This is a genomic window from Streptomyces sp. NPDC000878 (assembly GCF_053599695.1).
The window spans coordinates 1-22105 of the sequence record NZ_JBSFMT010000036.1; the positions used below are offsets into that span (position 1 = coordinate 1).

The window sequence follows — 22105 nt, forward strand, 5'->3', positions numbered from 1 at the left end:
CAGGCTGGCACCATCCAGCCCGTCCGGCGTTTGAGGACGAGCGCGTTCAGCGCGATGCGGGGGTTCGGGGGCGGAGCCCCCGAGGATGGGACGGGTAGGGGCGGCGGGGGCGAAGAAACACCACGCCAAACCGTCCTACCAGCCACCCCCACCACTCCACCCCGGACAAACAACCCCACCCCCTCCCCGCCCTACCGTGTACCCATGACCTCCACGCCGCCCGTCACCCACGCCTTCTGGCTCGCCGGCCGTCAGGCCGCCGGCGAGACCACCTTCGACGTCACCTCCCCCTGGGACGGACGCCTCGTCGGCAAGGTCGGCGTGCCGACCGAGGCCCAGGTCGAGGAAGCCGTCGCCGCAGCCCACGCCGTCCGCGACGAGTTCGCCGCCACCCCGGCCCACGTCCGCGCCGCCGCCCTCGACCACGTCAGCCGCCGCCTCGTCGAGCGCACGGAAGACATCGCGCAGCTCATCTCCGCCGAGAACGGCAAGCCGATCAAGTGGGCCCGAGGCGAGGTCGGCCGCGCCGTCTCCGTGTTCCGGTTCGCCGCCGAGGAAGCCCGGCGCTTCAACGGCGGCGAGGCCCAGCGCCTCGACACCGACCTCGGCGGACAGGGCCGCCTCGCCCTCACGCGCCGCTTCCCGAAGGGCGTAGTCCTCGGCATCGCCCCCTTCAACTTCCCCCTCAACCTCTGCGCCCACAAGATCGCCCCCGCCATCGCCGCCGGCGCCCCCATCATCCTGAAGCCGGCCCCCGCCACCCCCCTCTCCGGCCTCGTCATCGGCGAACTCCTCGCCGAGACCGATCTGCCCGCCGGCTCCTGGAGCATCCTCCCGGTCGCCAACGACCGCATGCCCGCCCTCGTACAGGACCCGCGCCTGCCCGTGATCTCCTTCACCGGCTCGGAGAAGGTCGGCTACGCGATCATGGACTCCGTGCCGCGCAAGCACTGCACCCTCGAACTCGGCGGCAACGGCGCGGCGGTCGTCCTCGCCGACTACGCCTCCGACGCCGACCTCGACTGGGCGGCGACGCGTATCGCCACGTTCTCCAACTACCAGGGCGGCCAGTCCTGCATCTCCGTGCAGCGGGTCATCGCGGACGCCTCCGTGTACGACCGTCTGCTGCCCCGGATCGTCGCCGCCGTCGAGGCCCAGGTGACCGGCGACCCGGCCGACGGCGCCACCGACGTCGGGCCGCTGGTCAGCGAGGACGCCGCCAAGCGGGTCGAGACGTGGGTCGACGAGGCCGTGAAGGCCGGCGCCAACCTTCTCGCCGGTGGCAAGCGTGACGGTGCCTCCTACGCGCCGACCGTCCTCACCGACGTACCCGCCGACGCCACGATCTCCTGCGAGGAGGTCTTCGGGCCGGTCCTCACCGTGCAGAAGGTGGACGGCGAGACCGCGGCCTTCGCCGCCGCCAACGACTCCAAGTACGGCCTCCAGGCAGGGGTGTTCACCCATGACCTCCAGGCCGCCTTCCGTGCCCACCGCGCCCTGGAGGTCGGCGGTGTCGTCATCGGCGACGTGCCCTCCTACCGCGCCGACCAGATGCCGTACGGCGGTGCCAAGCAGTCCGGTGTCGGCCGCGAGGGCGTCAAGTTCGCGATGGACGACTACACGTACGAGCGTGTCCTCGTACTGACCGGCCTTGCCCTCTAGCTAATGGGAACCGTTTTCACATACACTCACCGATGACGCGAACGCGCCGTCAAGAAAGGGCCCGGCACCGATGCCTTCCGGTGCCGGGCCCCTTCCATGCCCTCTTCCATGCCCCTTTCCATGTGCCGACCGCTCCGGACAGGCCTCAGCCGGAGAAGCCGACGTGCGCCAGTCGCAACGGGCCGCGCAGCCTGACACGTACGTCGCGCACGCCGTCGATCGTGAGCGCCGCCCGCCCCGTCGTGTAGTCGTACGGGCCCTCGGTCGGCGTCGGTGTCAGTGCGGCCACCACCGCGCGGTCGTCGAGTACGACCTCCACCTCCACGGCTCCCTCGCCCGCCGTCGTCACCGTGACCGCCGTGACCCCCGCCCCGAAGTCGCAGTCCCGGTAGAGGAGTTCGGCCTCTCCGTTCCCCGTGGGCGTCACCGCGTCGCCCGACACCTTCGTACGGTCGACGATCCCGGCGCCGCTCTGCTCGTCGAAGTCGGCCGCCGCCAGGCCGAGTTGGCGGACCGGACGGGGCGTCGACGGCGTGCCGGTCACCTGGACCGTCGTACGAGCGCGGATGTCCTCGCTCGACGTGCCCGCCAGGAGTTCGTACGAGCCCGGGGCGAGGCGCCGGCCGCCCACCGCCACGTCCCAGAACTCCAGGCAGCTGAGCGGGAGTTCGAAGGACATGGCCGCCGATTCTCCCGGTGACAGGGTGATTCGGCGGTGGGCCACCAGCTCCCGGCGCGGGCGGGCGACCGGCGAGTCCGGCGCCTTCGTGTACAGCTGCGCCACCTCGTCCGCCGTGACCTCCCCGGTGTTGGTGACCGTGAACGACACCCGCAGGGTCGTCTCGTCGTCCGCCGTCTCGGCCGTCAGGTCGCCGTACGCGAACGTCGCGTACGACAGGCCGTGGCCGAAGGGGAACAGGGGGGTGCCCTCGAAGTAGAGGTACGTCTGCTGGGCGCCGATCACGTCGTAGTCGAGCAGGTCGGGGAGGTCGGCGTCGTCCGCGTACCAGGTCTGGGGGAGGCGGCCCGCCGGTGAGACGTCGCCCGCCAGGACGCGGGCCAGCGCCGTGCCCGCCGCCTGGCCGCCGTGCGCGGTCCACAGGGCCGCCGGGAGGTCCGTGACGTCCACCGCGTACGGGTATGCCGAGGTCAGGGTCAGGATCGTTCGCGGGTTCGCCTCGCGGGCCGCCGTCAGCAGGCGCTGCTGGTGGGCGGGGAGGTGGAGCGTCGTGCGGTCCTCCGTCTCGCGGCCGTTGATGTGCGGGTCGTTGCCCGCGACCACCACGACCACGTCCGCCCGCGCGGCCACTCTCTTCACCGACTCCTCACCCTGCTCGGTGACGATCAGGTTGAAGATCTCCGGAGACCTCTCCTTCTCGTCGGCCTCGTCGGCAACCTTTACGCCGTCGGCGGCGACGGAGACGTAACGACCCGTACCGACATGCCTGAGGAGGTGGTGGTTTTGAGACGAATTAGGGGAGTTGTGGGGCTCCAGGCGGAATGTTTCCTGGACCACCCAGCCGCCGGGCTGGTCCGCCGATGCCCGTACGTAGCCGTCCTCCGCGACCGAGAGATACCGGCCGTCGGGGGCCCGCAGCGTCAGGACCCCCTCGCCCCAGTCGATCAGCGCGAACTCGGTGCCCTCGGCCTCGGCGGTGAGCGGGGGCAGGTCGGTGCGGCCCGCGAGGAGGGCCGGGTCCAGCGCGCCCTCGGCGCCCCGGGCGACGTCCGGCGCGTCCTCGGCGGGCGGTACGTGCAGGAACGTACCGGCCGACGTCCGCAGCCGTACGCGGTCCACGCCCTCGGCGAACTCGACGCGCTCGGCGCCGAAGCGCTCGTACAGGGCCTCCAGCGGTGTCGAGCGGTGGATGAGAGTGCCGCTGTACCAGTCGGCCTTGCACTCGTCGGCGAGCAGGCCGACGACCGCGATCCGGGTGTCGGCGGCCAGGGGGAGCGTGCCGTCGTTCTTCAGCAGGACGATCGCCTGCTCCGCCGCCTCCTGGGCGAGGGCGCGGTGGGCCGGGGTGTCGAAGTCCTTGGTGTCGGCGTACGGGTCGTACTGCGGGTCGAACTCGCCCAGGCGGAAGCGGACCGAGAGCTGGCGGCGGACCGCCCTGTCGATGTCCGCCTCCGTCAACAGGCCCTGGGACAGGGCTCCTTGGACGCGGGCGATGATTTTCGTGGAGTCCGTTCCGTGGTCCGTGAAGCTGTCCACGCCGGCGATCAGCGCGGCGGCCGTCGCCTCCTCGTGGGTGTCGAAGTAGTGCTCCGAGTCGACCAGGTTGGAGGGCGCGGCGGCGTCCGAGCAGACCAGCAGATCGGCGTCCGTCCAGGCGCGCAGATGCTCGCCCAGGAGCGGCGAGACATGGTTGGGGCGGCCGTTGACCAGGTTGTACGCGGGCATCACCCCGGCCACCGCACCCGCCTCGACCGTCTCGCGGAAGGCGCGCAGGTCGTACTCGTGCAGGACGCGCGGGCGGACCGAGGAGGAGGTCGTGTCGCGGTTCGTCTCGTTGTTGTGGGCCAGCCAGTGCTTGAGGACCGGGGCCGTACGCCAGTACGCGGGATGGTCGCCGCGCAGGCCGCGCGTGTACGCGGTGGCGATCGCCGAGGTCAGCTTCGGGTCCTCCGAGTAGCCCTCCTCGTTGCGGCCCCACAGCGGGTGGCGCAGCAGATTGACCGTGGGCGCCCAGACGTTGAGGCCGACGCGGTCGTCGCGGGCGCGCATCGCGCGGACCTCCTTGGACACCGCCTCGCCGACGCGGTGCACGAGTTCCTCGTTCCAGGTCGCGCCGAGACCGACCGCCTGCGGGAAGACGGTCGCCGGGCCCATCCACGCCACGCCGTGCAGCGCCTCCTGGCCGGTGCGGAAGGCGGCGATGCCGAGGCGCTCGACGGCGGGCGCGAACTGGTGCAGGAAAGCGACCCGTTCGTCGAGGGTCAGGCGCGACAGCAGATCGTCGATGCGCTTCGCGGTCGGCAGCTGCGGATCGCGGAATGGCGGCGAAGACGGCGTTTGTGCGGTCACGTGGGATTCCCTTTGCGATGGAGCGGCGCGGCACTTTCGAAGCGCTTCGATGCTCATTCGACGTGGGGGTGGGTGTCAAGAGACCCAGGCGCAACAACTCCGTTTCCCTCCCGTGATGTCAAGCGGCATACGGGGGTGGTTCGGACCGCCGGGCAGGGCCTCACACCTCGGAGGAATCTTGGGGCCGACCCTTGTGCACCCTCAGGTGTTCACTTAACCTCGCAGCAACATCGAAGCGCTTCGACTAACTGGGAGCCACCGGGAGCCCCTCCTGGAACGCCATCCGGGAAGAGCAGTCCTCCGCAGTCATCCGAGGACTCCTTCGTCTCGGCCAGTCACGCCAGTAACACACAAGACACCGCAGCCGACGGCTCCACCGCCGGGTGTCCTGGTGCGCCATGAAGGGTTGACGCAATGACGCCGAATGCCTCCTCCGCCTCCTCCGCACCGAGCCGGAGAAGCTTCCTCGCCTCCACGGCGGTCGCCGCCGCCGCGGTGGCGGGCGGGATGCCGCTGCTCGCCGCCTGCGGTGGCTCCGGCGGCGGTTCCAAGGACGGCACCACCTCGGGCAAGGACGCGAAGAAGATCCTCCCGACCTTCGTGGCGCAGAACGTGGTGACGCCCGACATCCCGTCGAAGAACGGCTCGTCGATCGGCTTCAGCAGCAAGCTGGACCTGGCCACCCTCAAGACCTCGGTGCCGCAGAAGCTCGGCAAGGGCGGCAGCGTCAAGATCATGTCGCCGTTCTGGGGCACCCCGCCGAAGGGCGACAACCCGTACTACTCGGCGATGAACGCCCTGACCGGCGTCGACGTCTCCTGGCAGAACCAGGACGGCAACACCTACGACGAGAAGCTCGGCGCGGTCCTCGCCTCCAGCGACATCCCGGATGTCGTCGTCATCCCCGGCTGGAACATGGGCGGCAAGATACCCAGCGCCATCAACAGCAAGTTCGCCGACCTCGGCCCGTACCTCTCCGGCGACGCGGTCAAGGAGTTCCCGAACCTCGCGGCCATCCCGACGGAGGCCTGGCAGCGCTCGATCTTCGGCGGCGCCCTGCGTGGACTGCCCATGCCGGCCTCGTACGTCGTGAACATCGTGCCGTACTACCGCCAGGACATCTTCGAGGCGAAGGGCTACGAACTCCCCACGTCCGCCGACGAGTTCCTCGCGCTGGCCAAGGAGATCACCAACGCCAAGGCCAAGGTCTGGGCGTGCGACGACATGAAGTGGACGGCGTTCAACGTCTTCGGGGTGCTCTCCGGTGGTGAGAAGTCCCTCGGCTGGAACCTCGTCGACGGCAAGCTGGTCTACCGCGTCGAGACCCCCGAGTACCTCGAAGCCCTGGAGTGGACGCGGAAGTTGTACGCCGCCGACGTCGTCCACCCCGACGCCAAGGCGCAGAACCAGGGCGACTCGGGCCTGCGCTTCACCTCGGGCGAGGTCCTCATCTTCAACAACGACATCTCGACGTGGTGGGGCAAGACGGCCGAACAGGCCACCCAGAACAAGGAGTTCCGCATCGGGGGCATGGACATCTTCGGCCACGACGGCGGAGACCCCACCCTGTACGCCGTCCAGCCCGCCGGCATCTTCGCCTTCGTCAGCAAGAAGGCCTCCGAGAAGACGATCCGTGACGTCCTCGCCGTCGCCAACGTGACCGCGGCCCCGTACGGCACCAAGGAGTACATGCTCACCAACTACGGGGTGGAGGGCACGCATTACTCGGTGAAGGACGGGGTGCCCACGAAGAACGACAAGGGCAACCAGGAGGTCACCAACGCCTTCGTGATGGTCGCCAGCCCCGCCTCGACCATCGCCCACCCCGACTTCCCGGACATCGCCAAGGCGCAGGTCGAGTGGCAGCAGCGGATGGGCGCGTTCACGAAGAAGACGCCGTTCTTCGGCATGCAGGTCGTCGAGCCGACCCGCTGGACCAACCTCTCCAACGACTTCGAGCAGCTGGAGGACGACATCGTCCGCGGCCGCAAGAAGATCAGCGACATGCAGCAGGCGGTGTCCGACTGGAAGAGCCAGGGCGGCGACCAGCTGCGCGACTGGTACCAGAAGCTGCTGGACACCAACGGCGCGGCGAAGTGACCCGGAGCTGAGGCAAGGAGACGGCCGTGTCCCACAGCACGGTGCCTCGCGGCGGTTCCGAGGCAGAGAACCAGAAGAAGCAGAGGACGGCCCGGTCGGCGGCCCGGACGACGGCCGGGAAGGTGATCGGGATCGGGAAGCAGGCCGGGACTTCGGAGACGTCCGGTGACGCTTCCGCCGGGTCCGGTGCATCCGGCGCACCCGGGCCCGCTCGCCCCTCGGGCAAGCTGCGCCTGCGGCTACGGCTCAGACGCGACCGTACGCTCCTGCTGATGACCGTGCCCGCGCTCGCGCTGGTCCTGGTCTTCAACTACATCCCGATCCTGGGCAACGTCGTCGCCTTCCAGGAGTACGACCCCTACGTCAGCGACAACGGCTTCGTCGCGATCTTCCACAGCCCCTGGGTCGGCCTCGAACAGTTCCAGCGGATCTTCGAGGACTCCGCGTTCTGGGACGCCGTACAGAACACGCTCGTCCTCTTCTCCCTCCAGCTGCTCCTCTTCTTCCCCATCCCGATCCTGCTCGCGCTGCTCATCAACAGCGTGATCAGGCCCCGGATCCGGGCGGTCTCCCAGGCGATCCTCTATCTGCCGCACTTCTTCTCCTGGGTGCTGGTCATCACCGTCTTCCAGCAGATCTTCGGCGGCGCCGGCATCATCGCGCAGACCCTGCGACAGCACGGGTACGAGGGCTTCGACCTCATGACCGACCCCGGGATCTTCAAGTTCCTGGTCACGGCGGAGGGCGTCTGGAAGGACGCCGGCTGGGGCATCATCGTCTTCCTCGCCGCGCTGGCCTCCGTGAGCCCCGACCTGTACGAGGCCGCCGCGATGGACGGCGCCGGCCGCTGGCGCCGCATGTGGCACGTCACGCTGCCCGCGCTGCGCCCGGTGATCGCCCTGCTGCTGGTGCTCCGCGTCGGTGACGCCCTCACGGTCGGCTTCGAACAGATCCTGCTCCAGCGCGACGCGGTCGGACCGGGCGCGGCGGAGGTCCTCGACACCTTCGTGTGGTGGAACGGCGTACGCAACCAGGACTTCAGCTACGCCGCCGCCGCGGGCCTGGTCAAGGGTGTGGTGAGTCTCGGTCTGGTCCTCGCGGCGAACAAGGTGGCCCATCTCATGGGCGAGCAGGGGGTGTACAAGAAGTGAGCGCCACGACCGATGAACGTCCCCGTGCCGCAACCGGGCGGAGTACGGCGGCCCCGAGCCGCTGGGCCGCCCCGCCCCGTCCCGCCTGGGAGGACGAACCCAGCAAGGCCGGGCTCGCCGGCAAGGGCATCGTCCTGGTGGGCGCCTGCCTCGGGGTCCTCTTCCCGCTGTGGATCGTCGTCGTCACCAGCCTGTCCACGAAACAGACCATCACCGAGGCCGGCGGTCTCGTGATGATCCCCAAGGGCATCACCTTCATCGCCTACCAGGAACTGCTGAGCGGCGGCCAGGTCACCCGGGCCAGCATCGTCAGCCTGGGCGTCACCCTCGTCGGCACGCTGTTCTCCATGACGGTGTCGATCCTCGCGGCGTACGGCCTCTCCCGCGTCGGCTCGGTGGGCCACCGCTGGATCCTGATGACGTTCCTCGCGACGATGTTCTTCGGCGCCGGCCTCATCCCGACCTATCTGCTCGTGCAGTCCCTGGGCCTGACCGACACGTACCTCGCACTGATCCTGCCCAGCGCGATCAGCGTCTTCAACATCCTGGTCCTGCGCGGGTTCTTCATGGGGATATCGCCGGAACTCATCGACAGCGCGCGTATCGACGGGGCCGGTGACTGGCGGATCCTGTGGACGATCGTGATGCCGCTGTCCCGGGCCGTCATCGCCGTCATCACGCTGTTCTACGCGGTCGGTTACTGGAGTGCCTGGTTCAACGCGTCGATCTATCTGAGCGACCAGGACATGATGCCGCTGCAGAACGTGATGATCCAGCTGGTGCAGAAGCAGGAACCTCCGGTGGGGATGGGGCAGGCGATCAAGACGGGGCAGCTTTCCGCCCTTGCCGTGCAGATGGCTGTCATGACGTTGGCGTTGGTGCCGGTGGCTGTGTTGTCGCCGTTTGTGCAGCGGCACTTCAAGAAGGGCATGTTGACCGGGGCGATCAAGGGCTGACGGTCGGTTTTCTTCACGGACCGGGGTGCCTCTTGCGGTTCGTTGGTGGCTGCGGGTGCGTTGTGGTTGATCGCGCAGTTCCCCGCGCCCCTATCGGGCGCGTTTTCCTCCCCCTCTCTTTTCAGATCGAGGTAAGTCATGTCTTCGTTGCGGCCTAGTAGACGTGCCGTTCTTGCTGCTACCGCTGCCGTTGCTGCGGTCTCCGCTGTACCTCTCTCCGGTACGGCGGCCCAGGCAGCAGCTGCTCCCGCCTATCGGTGGCGTACCGCCGTCATCGGCGGCACCGGATTCGTCACCGGCGTGCTCTTCCACCCCTCCGTCCGCGGTCTCGCCTATGCCCGTACCGACATCGGCGGTGCTTATCGGTGGGACGAGCGGGCCGGGCGGTGGATCGCGCTCACCGATCATCTCGGGTGGGACGACTGGAATCTGCTCGGGGTGGAGGCCATCGCCGTCGACCCGGCGCACCCCGACCGGGTGTATCTGTCCCTCGGTGCCTACGCCCAGTCGTGGGCCGGAAACGGTGCCGTTCTGCGGTCCGAGGACCGGGGGGCGACCTGGGCGCGTACCGATCTGGGCGTGAAGCTCGGGGCCAACGAGGACGGGCGCGGTGCTGGTGAGCGGCTGCTCGTCGACCCGCGTGACAGCGACACCCTGTGGCTGGGCACCCGGCACGACGGGCTGCTCAAGTCGACGGATCGAGGCGCTACTTGGGCAGCCGACAGCGCCTTCCCGGCCGTCCCTAGCGCGACCGGGCAGGGCGTCACCTTCCTGGTCGCCGTCGGCCGTGCCGTCTACGCCGGGTGGGGCGACGGTGACGGCAACGGGACCGCCGGTACGGCCAACCTGTACCGCACCTCCGACGGCACGACCTGGGAAGCGGTGCCCGGGCAGCCCGTCGGCGCGACCTCCGCCAAGGTCCCGATCCGCGCCGCCTACGACCGGCACACCCGCGACCTGTACGTGACGTACGGCAACGCGCCCGGGCCCAACGGCCAGTCCGACGGCAGCGTGCACAAGCTGCGCACCACGAGTGGCCGTTGGACGGACGTGACCCCGGTCGAGCCGGGCGGGACCACCGCCGACGGCTCCGCCGACACCTTCGCCTATGGCGGAGTCGCCGTCGACGCCTGCCGGGCCGGCACCGTCGTCGTCTCCACCAACAACCGCTGGGCCGACATCGACACCCTGTTCCGCTCCACGGACGGCGGCCGTACCTGGACGTCCCTCAAGGACGCTGCTGTGTTCGACGTGTCCGAGACTCCTTTCCTCAAGTGGGGTGGTGACAAGCCGAAGTTCGGCTGGTGGATCCAGGCTCTCGCCATCGATCCGTACGACTCCAAGCACGTGGTGTACGGGACCGGCGCGACCCTCTACGGCACCCGTGACCTCAAGTACTGGGCCCCGCAGATCCGCGGCCTGGAGGAGACGTCCGTGCGCCAGCTGATCTCGCCCCCGGTCGGGGAGGCGCACCTGCTCAGCGGACTCGGGGACATCGGCGTGATGTACCACGAGCGGCTCACGGCGTCTCCGTCGCGCGGCATGGCGTCGAACCCCGTGTTCGGGTCGGCGACGGGACTCGCCCAGGCCGCGGCCAAGCCGTCGTACGTCGTCCGGACGGGGTGGGGCGACAACGGCAACGGCGCCTTCTCGAACGACGGCGGGCGGAGCTGGGCGCCCTTCGCTGCCCAGCCCGACATCGCCAAGAACGCACCGGGGCCGATCGCCACCAACGCCGACGGCAGCGTGCTGCTGTGGACCTTCGTGCACTGGGACGGCACGAAGTACCCAGCCCACCGCTCCACGGACAACGGCACGACCTGGTCCGAGATCTCCTCCGTTCCGAAGGGCGCCACGCCGGTCGCCGACCCGGCCGACCCGACGCTCTTCTACGCATACGACACCGACACAGGAACGCTGTACGCCAGCACTGACAGTGGCCTCTCGTTCACTGCGCGTGCGGGCGGGCTGCCCTCCGGCGACAGCCAGTTCGAGCTGGTCGCGGCCCCCGGCAGGTCCGGTGACCTGTGGCTGAGCGTCAAGTGGAACGGGCTCCACCGGTCCACCGACGGCGGCGTCACCTTCACCAAGGTCGCCAGCTGCTGGGCCTCGTACACCCTCGGGTTCGGACGCGCCGCCGAGGGCGCCGCCTACCCGGCGATCTACCTGGTCGGCTCCACCGAGACCATCACCGCCGTCTACCGCTCCGACGACGAGGCGAAGACCTGGACGCGGATCAACGACGACGCCCATCAGTGGGGGTGGACCGGCGAGGTGATCACCGGCGACCCGCGCATCCACGGCCGCGTCTACCTCGCGACCAACGGGCGGGGCATCCAGTACGGGGAGCCGGTCTGATGCCGAACCTCAGCGACGCCACCCGGGGGCGCATCCTCTTCGGCGGCGACTACAACCCCGAGCAGTGGCCCGAGGAGACCTGGCCCGAGGACGTCCGGCTGATGAAGGACGCCGGCGTCAACTCCGTCACCCTCGGCGTCTTCTCCTGGGCGAAGCTCGAACCCCGGCCCGGGGCACGGGAGTTCGGCTGGCTGGACCGGCTGATGGACCTGATGCACGACAACGGCATCGGTGTCGTCCTCGCCACGCCCACCTCCTCGCCGCCGCCCTGGATGGGCCGGCTGCACCCGGAGACCCTGCCCGTCGCCGAGGACGGCCGGATCGAATGGTGGGGCGGGCGCCAGCACTTCGCGCACTCCAGCGCCGCCTACCGCCGCTACGCCGCCGCCATCACCGAGGACCTGGCCGCCCGCTACGGCGGCCACCCCGCCCTCACCATGTGGCACATCAACAACGAGTACTGCACCTACGACTGGGGCGACGAGTCGGCCGCCGCCTTCCGCCGCTGGCTCCAGGAGAAGTACGGCACGCTGGACGCCCTCAACACCGCCTGGGGTACGGCCTTCTGGAGCCAGGGCTACGGCGACTGGTACGAGATCCTGCCGCCGCGTCTCCCGCACTACATGCGCAACCCCACCCAGGTACTGGACTTCAAGCGCTTCACGTCCGACGCGCTCCTGGAGTGCTACCTCGCCGAACGTGACATCGTCCGCCGCCACACCCCGCACCTCCCGGTCACCACCAACTTCATGCCGATGTGGGCGGGGCAGGACGCCTGGCGCTGGGCCGAGGAGGAGGACGTCGTCTCCGTCGACATCTACCCCGATCCCCGCGACCCGTTCGGTGCCCAACAGGGCGCGCTCGTACAGGACATGACGCGTTCGCAGGCGCGCGGTCCGTGGATGCTGATGGAGCAGGCGGCCGGTCCGGTCAACTGGCGGGGCGTCAACCATCCCAAGCCGCGCGGCCTCAACCGGCTCTGGTCGCTCCAGGCGGTGGCACGCGGCGCCGACGCCGTCTGCTACTTCCAGTGGCGCCAGTCCCGGCAGGGCGCCGAGAAGTTCCACTCCGGCATGGTCAGCCACGCGGGTGAGCAGGGGCGCACGTTCCAGGAGGTCAAGCAGCTCGGCGCCGAACTCGCCGCCATCAGCGGTGAGGTGACGGACAGTCACACCGGCAACGACATCGCCGTGCTTCATGACTGGCACGCCTGGTGGGGCGGTGCCCAGGACGGGCGGCTCTCCTCCGAGGTGGATCACCCGCAGGTCGTACGGGCCTGGCACCGGGCCCTGTGGGAAGCGCACCTCGCGACGGACTTCGCCCACCCCGAGCACGACCTCTCGGCCTACCGGCTCGTCGTCGTACCGCAGTTGTACCTGCTCACGGACGCGGCGATCGACAACCTCGTCGCGTACGTACGCGACGGCGGCACCCTCGTCTGCGGCTTCCTGACCGGAGTCGCCGACGAGGACGACCGGGTACGCCCCGGCGGCATGGACGCGCGGCTGCGCGAGCTGTTCGGGCTGCGCACCCTGCACGAGTGGTGGCCGCTGGACGCCGGTGAGACCGTCGAAGTGGACGGCTTCCGGGGCCAGTTGTGGTCCGAGGAGCTGGAGGCCGACGGCGCCGACGAGGTCACCCCCTACAAGGGCGGCGAGCTCGACGGGCTCCCGGCGGTGCTGCGCAAGGGGCGCGCCTGGTACGTTTCCACGCTCCCCGAGCCCGACGCGCTCCGGGATCTCCTCGCCCGGATCGGCGCCGACGCGGACGTCCGGCCGGTGCTGGAGGGGCTGCCCGACCGGGTCGAGGTGGTCCGGCGAGGTGAGTTGCTCTTCCTCCTCAACCACGGCACCGACCCCGTGACCGTCCAAGTGCCCGGCGTGCACCGGGACTTGCTGACCGGGGACACCGTCACGGACGCGATCCGGCTCGGCCGGTACGGAGTGGCGGTGCTGAAGCCATGACGACCGGCGGACCCGTCCAAGGCACCCGGGAACCACGAACCGGCGGACCCGTCCACGGCACTTGGGAGCCACGCCCCGCCGCCCGCTGGGAGGACGGCTACCTGAGCGGCAACGGCCGCCATGGCGCCTTGGTGTTCGGCGACCCGGACAGTGACCGTGTCGTCGTCACGCACCACACCCTCGTCCGCCCGAACGGCAGCGAGCACGCACGACCACCACAGCTCGCGGATCAACTGTCCGCCCTCCAGGACCGGTTGCTGGCCGGGGACACCACGGCCGCCGAGAGCTTCACCGACGGGCGGGAGCTGCAATGGGTGCAGCCCTTCCACCCGGCGTTCCAGGTCCGGCTGAGGGGAGGCGCGCCCAAGGGGGAGCAGCGGGACTACCGGCGATCCGTCGACTTCACCACCGGGGTCACCGAGGCCGCGTGCGAGGGCTGGCACAGCCGGGTCGTCGTGTCCCGCGCGGACGACGTCATCGTCCAGTACGTCACCGGCGGCACCCGCACCAAAGCCGGCACTGCCCCCGGCCTCACCCTCGACATCGACCTCGACCACCGACTCCCGGGAGCCCCGGCCGAGTTGGGCGTCGGCCAGAGCGTGGTGCGCACCCCCGAGGGCGCCCTGCTCACCCTCCGCGCCCGCTACCCCGACAGCGACCGCGCGTACACCGGGGTGACCCTCGTCGTCCCCACCGGCGGCGGTACGACCCTCACCCCGCCCGGCGTCCGGGTCGAGGGCGCGGAGTCCGTGCTGCTGCTGACGCGAGTCGTCCGGCACGTCGGCGAACTGGACACGGCGGAGCACACTCGCGCCCTGCGTGAACTGCTCCCGGACGCGGACGACGAGCAGCCGTCGGGAGAGCGGACGTACGACCGCCTCCTCGCCCGCCACACCCCCCTCCACCGCACCGCCTACGACCGCGTCACCCTCGACCTCGCCGCCGACGACGCCGAACGCGCCCTGTCCGGCGCCGAGTTGCTCACCCGCACCAAGAGCCCCGCCCTCCTGGAACGCCTCTTCGCCGCCGGCCGCTATCACCTGCTCTCCGCCAGCGGGATGTTCCCGCCCCGCCTGGTCGGCCTGTGGACCGGCGACTGGGGCACGGCGTGGGCGGGAGCGTTCACCAACGACGCCAACGTCAACCTCCAGACCGCATCGGCTGCGGCCGGTGCCCTCCCCGAAGTCACGGAAGCGCTCGCCTCCCTGATCCATAGTCAGCTCGACGACTGGCGCGAGAACGCCCGCACCGTCTTCGGCGCGCGGGGTGTCATGGCGCCCGCGCACACCGACGGCGAGTCCGGGCTGACGTACCACTTCAGCCGCGAGTATCCGCTGCACCTCTGGACGGCCGGCGCCGACTGGCTGCTCAAGCCGCTCGTCGACCACGACGACACCCGCGGCGAGCAGGACGCGCGCACCGCACACGCCCTCGCCGAAGTCGCCCTGTTCTACGAGGACTTCCTCACCCGGACCGACACTGACGGCCACCTCGTTGTCGTCCCCTCGTACTCGCCCGAGAACCGTCCGGCCAACGCGAGCTGGGGCGCGATCAACGCGGCGATGGACCTCTCGGCGGCCCGGCACGCCCTGCTCACCGCCGCCAGGTACCACCCGGAACGGGCGGATCGCTGGCGTGCCCTCGCCGGCCGGCTCCCGCCCCACCGGATCAACGCCGACGGCGCGCTCGCCGAATGGGCCTGGCCGGGACTGGACGACACCTACGACCACCGCCACCTCAGCCATCTCTACGGTGTCTGGCCGCTCGACGAGATCAACCCGTACGACACCCCCGACCTCGCCGCAGCCGCGTACCGCGCCCTCCAACTCCGGGGCGCCGAGAACGACTCGGCCCACGGCCATCTGCACCACGCCCTGATCGCGGCCCGCCTCCGCGACGGCGAACGGGTCACCCACGCCCTCGGCCAGGTGCTCGACGGCGACTTCTTCCACCCCTCCCTGATGAGCGCGCACTACCCGGAACGGGACGTCTACAACGCGGACGCCGCGCACACCCTGCCGGCGGTGCTCATCGAGGCGCTCATCCAGTCGACCCCCGACCGGCTGGTCCTCCTGCCCGCGCTCCCGGCGGCCTGCCCGACCGGCCAACTCCGGGGCGTACAGACGCGGTTCGGCGCGGAGGTGGACCTCGACTGGGGACCGGGGCGGGGCCGGGCCGTCGTACGCCCCACCCGGACCCACCGCATCGACCTCAGGACTTCCTCCGGCGCACGCACGCTCGACCTCGTCGCCGGAGAAGACCGCGTCCTCGAACTGGGGCCGCGGTAACCGCACCAAGGAACAGCGCAGCCGACAACAGCAGACAACCCCCCCCACCACCCGCATCTCCCCCCCACCCATGGAAGGAACGGAACCCCATGGCAACAAGCACCCGCACCCGTACCCGCACTCGCACGCTGAGCCGGATCACCAAGGTCCTGCTGGCCCCCGCTCTCGCGCTCGGCGCCACGATCGGTCTCGCCTCCGCCCCCGCCTCGGCCGCCGTCTGGAACTCCTGCGACCAGTGGGGCAACACCTCGCTGAACGGCTACACCCTCTACAACAACATCTGGGGCTCCGGCGCCGGCAGCCAGTGCATCTGGGCCAACTCCGGTACCAACTGGGGAGTCTGGGCCAACCACCCGAACACCGGCGGCATCAAGTCGTACCCCAACTCCAAGAAGGTGATCAACAAGACGATCACCTCGCTCGGCTCGCTCTCCAGCAGCTACAACGTCACCGTCCCGTCGTCCGGCGCGTACAACACGTCGTACGACATCTGGGACACCGACTACGACTACGAAATCATGCTCTGGGTCAACTACAACGGCGCCGTCGGCCCGTTGGGCACCTCGCAGGGCAACGTCACCCTGGGCGGCCACACTTGGACCGTCTACAAGGGCAACAACGGCGCCAACGAGGTCTTCTCGTTCCTGCGTACGTCGGACTCCACCTCCGGCACCGTCAACGTCCTGCCGATCCTCAAGTGGATCAAGGACACCAAGGGCTGGTTCGGCAACGAGACCATCGGTGACGTGCAGTTCGGGTTCGAGGTCACCTCGTCCTCCGGCGGCCTGGACTTCACCACCAACAACCTGACCGTCAGCAGCAGCTGACGATCCGACAGGGGCCGGGGCCGGTCGTGCCGTTCAGGCGCGGTCGACCTCGGCCCGCAGGGCGTTGTAGTCGGTGAAGGCCGCCTCGACGTCGGCCTTGCTGAGGCCGTAGCGGGCCAGGTCGTAGCGGTGGGGGCGGCTGCCCCTGAGGTGGGTGGAGACCGTGGGAAGCCGGGCCGCGTCCGCCTCCGTCCAGTCGGCTCCCACGGCGCCGTAGAGCTTCGGGGCGCCCGCGGCGGGGTCGGTGCCGAGCCAGGAGTACGGCACGTCCACCACCGCCTCGCGCGGGAACCCGGCCCGGGCCGCGAGCCCACGCCGCACGGAACGGCTCAGCAGGTCGAGCCAGGTGGCGCCGAGGGCGTCCAGATCGACCCTGCGCCGGGAGAGGGCCATCCCGCACTCGACCAGACTGCAGAACGAGGCCACGGCGGTCGCCGGGTCGCGGTGCGTCCACACGAGGGTGGCGTCGGGGAACACGCTGAGCAGGGCGTCCAGATTCCCGGTGTGCATGGGGGACTTGAGGATCCAGCGGCGCCGCTGCCGGCCGTACTGGAGCACCTGGAAGCACTCCTTGAGATGGCGGTAGTCGGGGACGAAGTCCCGCGTGAACTGCTGGGCGTGGTACTCGGGCAGCCGCGCCTGGGACAGCGGCACCAGGGCGTGCGGCAGCAGGAAGGTGTCCTCCTCGGGGCCCTCGGCGGTCATGGGGTGGATCTCGCGGAAGCGCGGCGAGAGCAGATAGGTACCGTCGAGCATCCGGCGCGCGGCCGATACCGCCTTCTTCCGCTCCCGGGCCGACGGTTCGAGACCGGGGGCGAGCAGTTCCCACAGCCGAGGGCATCGGTGTTCGTCGGAGAGGGACAGCACGCCGTGGGTGAGCGTGGTGGCGGTACGCGGAAGACCGACCACGAACACCGGCTTCTCGACGGTCTCCTGAGCGATGGCGGGGTTCTCGGCGATCAGCCGCCCGATCCGGGCCCGGTTGGTCAGATGCCGCCGGACATGCGCCTGCGCCGACTGCCAGCCGACCGGCGACAACTCCTCGTCGCTCGCCCACTCCCGCAACAACGCCCGGAAGCTGTCGACGAACCACTCGTCCCCGTCCACCAACTCCGCCTTCTCGGCGATCCGATCGAAGACCCGATCCGGATCCCGCCGAGAACCGAAAGCGGGCCGCAGCACCAGATTGGCCAGCGTGAGGGGGAGGGGAGCAGCAGACACGGGACGGGGTTCCTTTCCGCCGGGGACAGGGAAACACGCCGAACTAGTGTGCGCCCCAGAGGGGCGCGGGGAACTGCGCGACAAGCCACGAAGCATCCGTACTTGCCCGCGAGCCGCACCCCCCCGATAGGGGCGCGGGGAACTGCGCGACAAGCCACGACGAAGCCGCACCCGCCCACGAGCCGCACCCCACCCCCCCCGAAGGCGCCCCCACCCACTACTCGGCGATAGGCAACCGAGCCCCGTCCCGCAAGAACACCGGAATCCGATCCAACGGCGCATCCACAGTCACCGCCACCCCGCCCTCATACACCTCACCAGTCCACGCATCCGTCCACCTCACCCCCGCCGGCAAATAAGCCGTACGAGCCGTCGCCCCCGCAGTCAGCACAGGCGCGACCAACACATCAGGCCCGAAGAGATACGAGTCGTCGACCGACCAGGCCGCCGGATCGTCCGGGAACTCCAGGAACAGCGGCCGCATCACCGGCAACCCCTCCTCATGCGCCTCACGCATCACCCGCAGCACATACGGCTTCAGACGCTCACGCAACCGCACATACCGCTCCAGAATCGCGCCCGCCTCCTCCCCGTACGACCACACCTCGTTGGGCCCGCCGGTCATGTCGGGACCCAACGGCATCCCCGGGTCACGGAACCCATGCAGCCGCATCAGCGGCGAGAACGCGCCGAACTGGAACCACCGGACCATGACTTCGCGGTACGCGGGATCGTCCGGGTCGCCGCCGTGGAAGCCGCCGATGTCGGTGTTCCACCAGGGGATGCCGGACAGGGCGGTGTTGAGACCGGCCGCGATCTGGCGGCGCAGCGTCGGGAAGTCGACGCCGATGTCACCGGACCACAGGGCGGCGCCGTAGCGCTGACTGCCCGCCCACGCCGAGCGGTTGAGGCTGATCACCTCGTCCTCGCCGGACGCGATCAGGCCCTCGTAGAACGTGCGGGCGTTCTCGACCGGGTACAGGTTGCCGACCTCCAGGCCGGGGCCCGCCCAGTACCGCAGGTTCTCCGGGAAGCCCGGCTTCAGCTCCGGCTCGCAGGCGTCCAGCCAGAAGGCCGTGATGCCGTACGGGGCAAGGTAGTTGTCGCGGATCCTCGACCAGACGAACTCGCGTGCCTCCGGGTTCGTGGCGTCGTAGAAGGCGACCTGGACGGTGGAGGCGACGCCCTTGTCCGGCCAGTCGGCGTGCGCCATCGGGCCGTACTGTGTGCCGATCAAGTAGCCGCGCTGCTCCATGAGTTCATGGTTCTCGGAGAGCGGCGACACCGAAGGCCACACGGAGACGACGAGTTTGACGCCCATCTCCGCCAACTCCTCGACCATGGCGGCCGGGTCGGGCCACTCGGTCGGGTCGAACTTCCAGTCGCCCAGATGCGTCCAGTGGAAGAAGTCGCACACGATGGCCCGCAGCGGCAGCCCGCGCCGCTTGTACTCCCGTGCCACATCGAGGAGTTCGTCCTGGGTGCGGTAGCGCAGCTTGCACTGCCAGAAGCCCGCCGCCCACTCCGGCAGCATCGGCGTACGGCCCGTCACCGCGCTGTAGCGCCGCTGGGCGTCGGCCGGCTGCCCGGCGGTGATCCAGTAGTCGATCTGCCGGGCCGAATCCGCCACCCAGCGCGTCCCGTTGCCCGCCAGCTCCACCCGCCCGATCGCCGGGCTGTTCCACAGCAGGGTGTAGCCGCGGCTGGAGGTGAGCACCGGCACGGACACCTCGGCGTTGCGCTGCACCAGGTCCAGCACGACACCCTTCTGGTCGAACAGACCGTGCTGGTGCTGGCCGAGGCCGTACAGCTTCTCGTCCTCGTAGGCGGCGAACCGCTGCTCAAGCCGCTGGTAGCCGTTGCCGACGGCCGTGTAGAGGCGCGAGCCCGGCCACCAGAAATGCGCCCGCTCCTCGGCGAGCAGCTCGGCCGAGTCGTCGGTCCGCAGGAAGCGGATCAGACCCTCGGCGCTCACCTCGACGGTCAGCGCGCCGACCGTCAACTGCCCTTGCCCGTCCTCGATCTTGACGGTGTACGCCGTCGAGGGCGGCTCGTCGAGCAGGGCACCCGGCAGCCCCTCCAGGACCGGCCCGCCGAGCCGCGTCCGGACCCGGACCGCGTCCGGACCCCAGGGCTCTATCCGTACGGTCTCCTGACGGCCGCTCCACTCCAGCGCGCCGTCCCGCTCACGGAACGTGCCGACGGTGGGGGAGGACTGCGCGAGGCTGACCGCGCCTGACGGGGGCCGGGTTTCGGCGGGCTGGTTCACGTGGCGGCTCCTGAAGGAAGGAGTGGGGGAGGGGTGCCAGGACAGGCAGGGGTCCCCAACGGCCCCGAGACGGCGGGGGTATTGGGTATCCAGGTGCAATTCAGTGCTGGTAGCTGCGACGGACGTCACAGCTGTGTCTGGGTGTCACAGCCGCGGCTGCGGCTCAGGAAACGACAGGCGCCGGCCCCGTACTGGCCCGGACCGTCAACTCGGGTGCGATCAGCGCGACTTCGTCGCCCCCTCGCCCGTCGAGCTTCGCCATCAGCAGTTCCACCGCGCGCCGCCCCATCTCCTGCGCGGGAATGGCGACGGACGTCAGCCGCACCGAGGCCTGGGTGGCGACATGGTCCGGGCAGACGGCGATGACCGACACGTCCTCCGGCACCGCCCGCCCCTGCTGGCGCAGCAGCGCGAGCAGCGGTTCGACCGCCGACTCGTTCTGCACGACGAACCCCGTGGTGCCCGGCCGTTCGTCGAAGATCCGGGCCAGGGTCACGGTCATCGCGTCGAACCCGCCCTCGCACGGACGGTGCAGCACCCGTACCCCCAACTCCCGTGACCGGGACCGGAGTCCGTCGAGCGTGCGCTCGGCGAAACCGGTGTGCCGTTCGTAGACCGCGGGCGCCTCGCCGATGACAGCGATGTCACGGTGCCCCAGCCGCGCCAGGTGCTCGGCGCACAGCGCACCCGTGGCCCCGAAGTCGAGGTCGACGCAGGTCAGGCCCTCGGTGGCGGCCGGAAGTCCGATGAGTACGGACGGTTGGTCCGTGCCGCGCAGCAACGGCAGCCGCTCGTCGTCGAGTTCGACGTCCATCAGGATCATCGCGTCGGCGAGCCCGCTGCCGGTGACCCGGCGCACGGCGTCGGGACCCTCCTCGCCGGTGAGCAGCAGGACGTCGTACCCGTGCGTGCGGGCGCTGGTGGCGACCGCGATGGCGATCTCCATCATCACCGGCACGTACATGTCCGTACGCAACGGGACCATCAGGGCGATGATGTTGGAGCGGCTGCTCGCCAGCGCCCGGGCGCCCGCGTTCGGGTGGTAGCCGAGCTGTTGGATGCTCTGCTCGACCCGCTGCCGGGTGCCCGCGGAGATGGACCGCTTGCCGCTGAGGACATAGCTCACCGTGCTCGCCGAGACTCCGGCGTGCTGGGCGACCTCGGCGAGGGTGACCATCCAGCTCTCCAAGCATTGTGTGAAGCGCTTCGACAGTGCGCGTAACGGATAACGGCGACGGATACCGGCGAGTGAGGGTGGAACGACAGTAACCCCACCGGGGGTGGGTGTCCATATGTTGTCGAAGCGCTTCGACGAGGTTTCTCGGAACTCTGTCGGGTCTCTCCCGGATGTCTCTCGGAGCTTTCTCGAAGCTTTGTCGGCCAGCATGGCAACTTTCCCACCCCACGGCGGCCACTGAGGAGTGCTCCGCGAATCGTCGCCCGGAAGGACCCCCATGCAACACCGCAGACCGCGCCTCTCGAAGAAGGCGAAGACCTTCGCCTCCGCCCTGGTCGCCCTCGCTGCCGCCGCCGGCGTCACCGTCGCGCAGGCGGGCGAGTCGAGCAAGAAGTGCGCGGCCTTCGACACCGTCACGCTCGGCAAGTACTACGTCAACAACAACCTGTGGAACCAGGAGAAGGCCGTCGGCTCCCAGTGCGTCTGGGACAACTCCCGGTCCGGCTCGACCATCTCCTGGGGCACGAACTACAGCTGGGCCAACAGTGCCACCGGCAAGGACTACGACGTCAAGACGTACGCCAGTACGGTCCTCGGCTGGCACTGGGGCTGGAAGACCGACAAGGCCGCCACCCAGCTGCCGATCCGCGTCGGCGACCGCAAGCCGGTCAGGACCACCTGGGACTTCACGGTCAGCTCGAACCCCGGCGTCATGAACGTCGCCTACGACCTGTGGCTGCACACCAAGAACACCGCGGACTGGCAGGACCAGCCCACCGACGAGATCATGATCTGGCTCAACCGCCAGGGCGGCGCGGGTCCGCTCGGCACCAAGACCGCGAGCGTCAGCCTCGGCGGCGCGATGTGGGACATCTACGAGGGTGACATCGGCTGGAAGGTCCACTCCTTCGTCCGCCGCGCCAACACCACCAAGGCCACCCTCAATCTCGACGACTTCACCCAGGCCCTGGTCCGCCGCAAGCTGCTCACCAATGACAAGTACGTCTCCGGCATCGAGGCGGGCACCGAGGTCTTCAAGGGCACGGGCCGCCTGGACAGCAAGGCCTACTCGGTCGACATCGGCTGACGGGCGAGGGGTGTGCG

At 69.8% G+C, this 22105-nt stretch carries 13 protein-coding genes; 9 read left to right on the forward strand and 4 right to left on the reverse strand.

Annotation, left to right across the window (positions count from 1 at the left end; genetic code table 11):
- Positions 1 to 204: 204 nt before the first annotated feature.
- Entirely contained in the window at positions 205 to 1662 is a 1458-nt protein-coding gene (locus ACWDR4_RS28030; RefSeq protein ID WP_450412831.1) for an aldehyde dehydrogenase family protein, read from the forward strand.
- Between the two features lie 145 nt (positions 1663 to 1807).
- On the opposite strand, the gene ACWDR4_RS28035 is transcribed toward ACWDR4_RS28030, so the two are convergent.
- Positions 1808 to 4690, reverse strand: coding sequence for a glycoside hydrolase family 3 C-terminal domain-containing protein (locus tag ACWDR4_RS28035; protein ID WP_450412833.1), 2883 nt, complete (start codon positions 4688 to 4690; stop codon positions 1808 to 1810).
- Between the two features lie 414 nt (positions 4691 to 5104).
- On the opposite strand from ACWDR4_RS28035, the gene ACWDR4_RS28040 reads away from it, so the two are divergent.
- The 7 genes from ACWDR4_RS28040 to ACWDR4_RS28070 all read left to right on the forward strand — a co-directional run bounded on the left by ACWDR4_RS28040 (position 5105) and on the right by ACWDR4_RS28070 (position 16334).
- Positions 5105 to 6790, forward strand: coding sequence for an extracellular solute-binding protein (locus ACWDR4_RS28040; protein WP_450412835.1), 1686 nt, complete (start codon positions 5105 to 5107; stop codon positions 6788 to 6790).
- A gap of 26 nt (positions 6791 to 6816) precedes the next feature.
- Complete coding sequence (locus ACWDR4_RS28045) at positions 6817 to 7941, forward strand: ABC transporter permease (protein ID WP_450412837.1); 1125 nt, start codon at positions 6817 to 6819, stop codon at positions 7939 to 7941.
- Positions 7938 to 8897: a carbohydrate ABC transporter permease gene (locus ACWDR4_RS28050; protein WP_450412839.1), complete on the forward strand. Its 960-nt coding sequence runs from the start codon at positions 7938 to 7940 to the stop codon at positions 8895 to 8897. The genes ACWDR4_RS28045 and ACWDR4_RS28050 overlap by 4 nt, the downstream gene beginning before the upstream one ends.
- Before the next feature lie 138 nt (positions 8898 to 9035).
- Complete coding sequence (locus ACWDR4_RS28055; protein WP_450412841.1) at positions 9036 to 11255, forward strand: 1,4-beta-glucanase; 2220 nt, start codon at positions 9036 to 9038, stop codon at positions 11253 to 11255.
- Positions 11255 to 13219 (forward strand): beta-galactosidase, encoded by a 1965-nt coding sequence (locus ACWDR4_RS28060; RefSeq protein ID WP_450412843.1) that lies wholly within the window; start codon positions 11255 to 11257, stop codon positions 13217 to 13219. Before ACWDR4_RS28055 ends, ACWDR4_RS28060 begins: the two co-directional genes overlap by 1 nt.
- Positions 13216 to 15507, forward strand: a complete 2292-nt coding sequence (locus ACWDR4_RS28065; RefSeq protein WP_450412845.1) for a glycosyl hydrolase family 95 catalytic domain-containing protein — start codon at positions 13216 to 13218, stop codon at positions 15505 to 15507. The genes ACWDR4_RS28060 and ACWDR4_RS28065 overlap by 4 nt, the downstream gene beginning before the upstream one ends.
- Before the next feature lie 89 nt (positions 15508 to 15596).
- On the forward strand, positions 15597 to 16334 hold the full coding sequence (locus ACWDR4_RS28070) for a glycoside hydrolase family 12 protein (protein WP_450412847.1): 738 nt from the start codon (positions 15597 to 15599) through the stop codon (positions 16332 to 16334).
- A 33-nt stretch (positions 16335 to 16367) separates the two neighbouring features.
- On the opposite strand, the gene ACWDR4_RS28075 is transcribed toward ACWDR4_RS28070, so the two are convergent.
- The 3 genes from ACWDR4_RS28075 to ACWDR4_RS28085 all read right to left on the reverse strand — a co-directional run bounded on the left by ACWDR4_RS28075 (position 16368) and on the right by ACWDR4_RS28085 (position 21001).
- Entirely contained in the window at positions 16368 to 17555 is a 1188-nt protein-coding gene (locus tag ACWDR4_RS28075) for a sulfotransferase family protein (protein ID WP_450412849.1), read from the reverse strand.
- Positions 17556 to 17772: 217 nt separating this feature from the next.
- The gene (locus ACWDR4_RS28080; protein ID WP_450412851.1) at positions 17773 to 19824 is read right to left on the reverse strand and encodes a glycoside hydrolase family 31 protein; all 2052 of its coding nucleotides are present in this window, start codon (positions 19822 to 19824) and stop codon (positions 17773 to 17775) included.
- A gap of 163 nt (positions 19825 to 19987) precedes the next feature.
- Positions 19988 to 21001 (reverse strand): LacI family DNA-binding transcriptional regulator, encoded by a 1014-nt coding sequence (locus ACWDR4_RS28085; protein ID WP_450412853.1) that lies wholly within the window; start codon positions 20999 to 21001, stop codon positions 19988 to 19990.
- Positions 21002 to 21278: 277 nt separating this feature from the next.
- Here ACWDR4_RS28085 and ACWDR4_RS28090 point away from each other — a divergent pair, with 277 nt between their 5' ends.
- Complete coding sequence (locus ACWDR4_RS28090; RefSeq protein ID WP_450412855.1) at positions 21279 to 22088, forward strand: GH12 family glycosyl hydrolase domain-containing protein; 810 nt, start codon at positions 21279 to 21281, stop codon at positions 22086 to 22088.
- Positions 22089 to 22105: the final 17 nt, after the last annotated feature.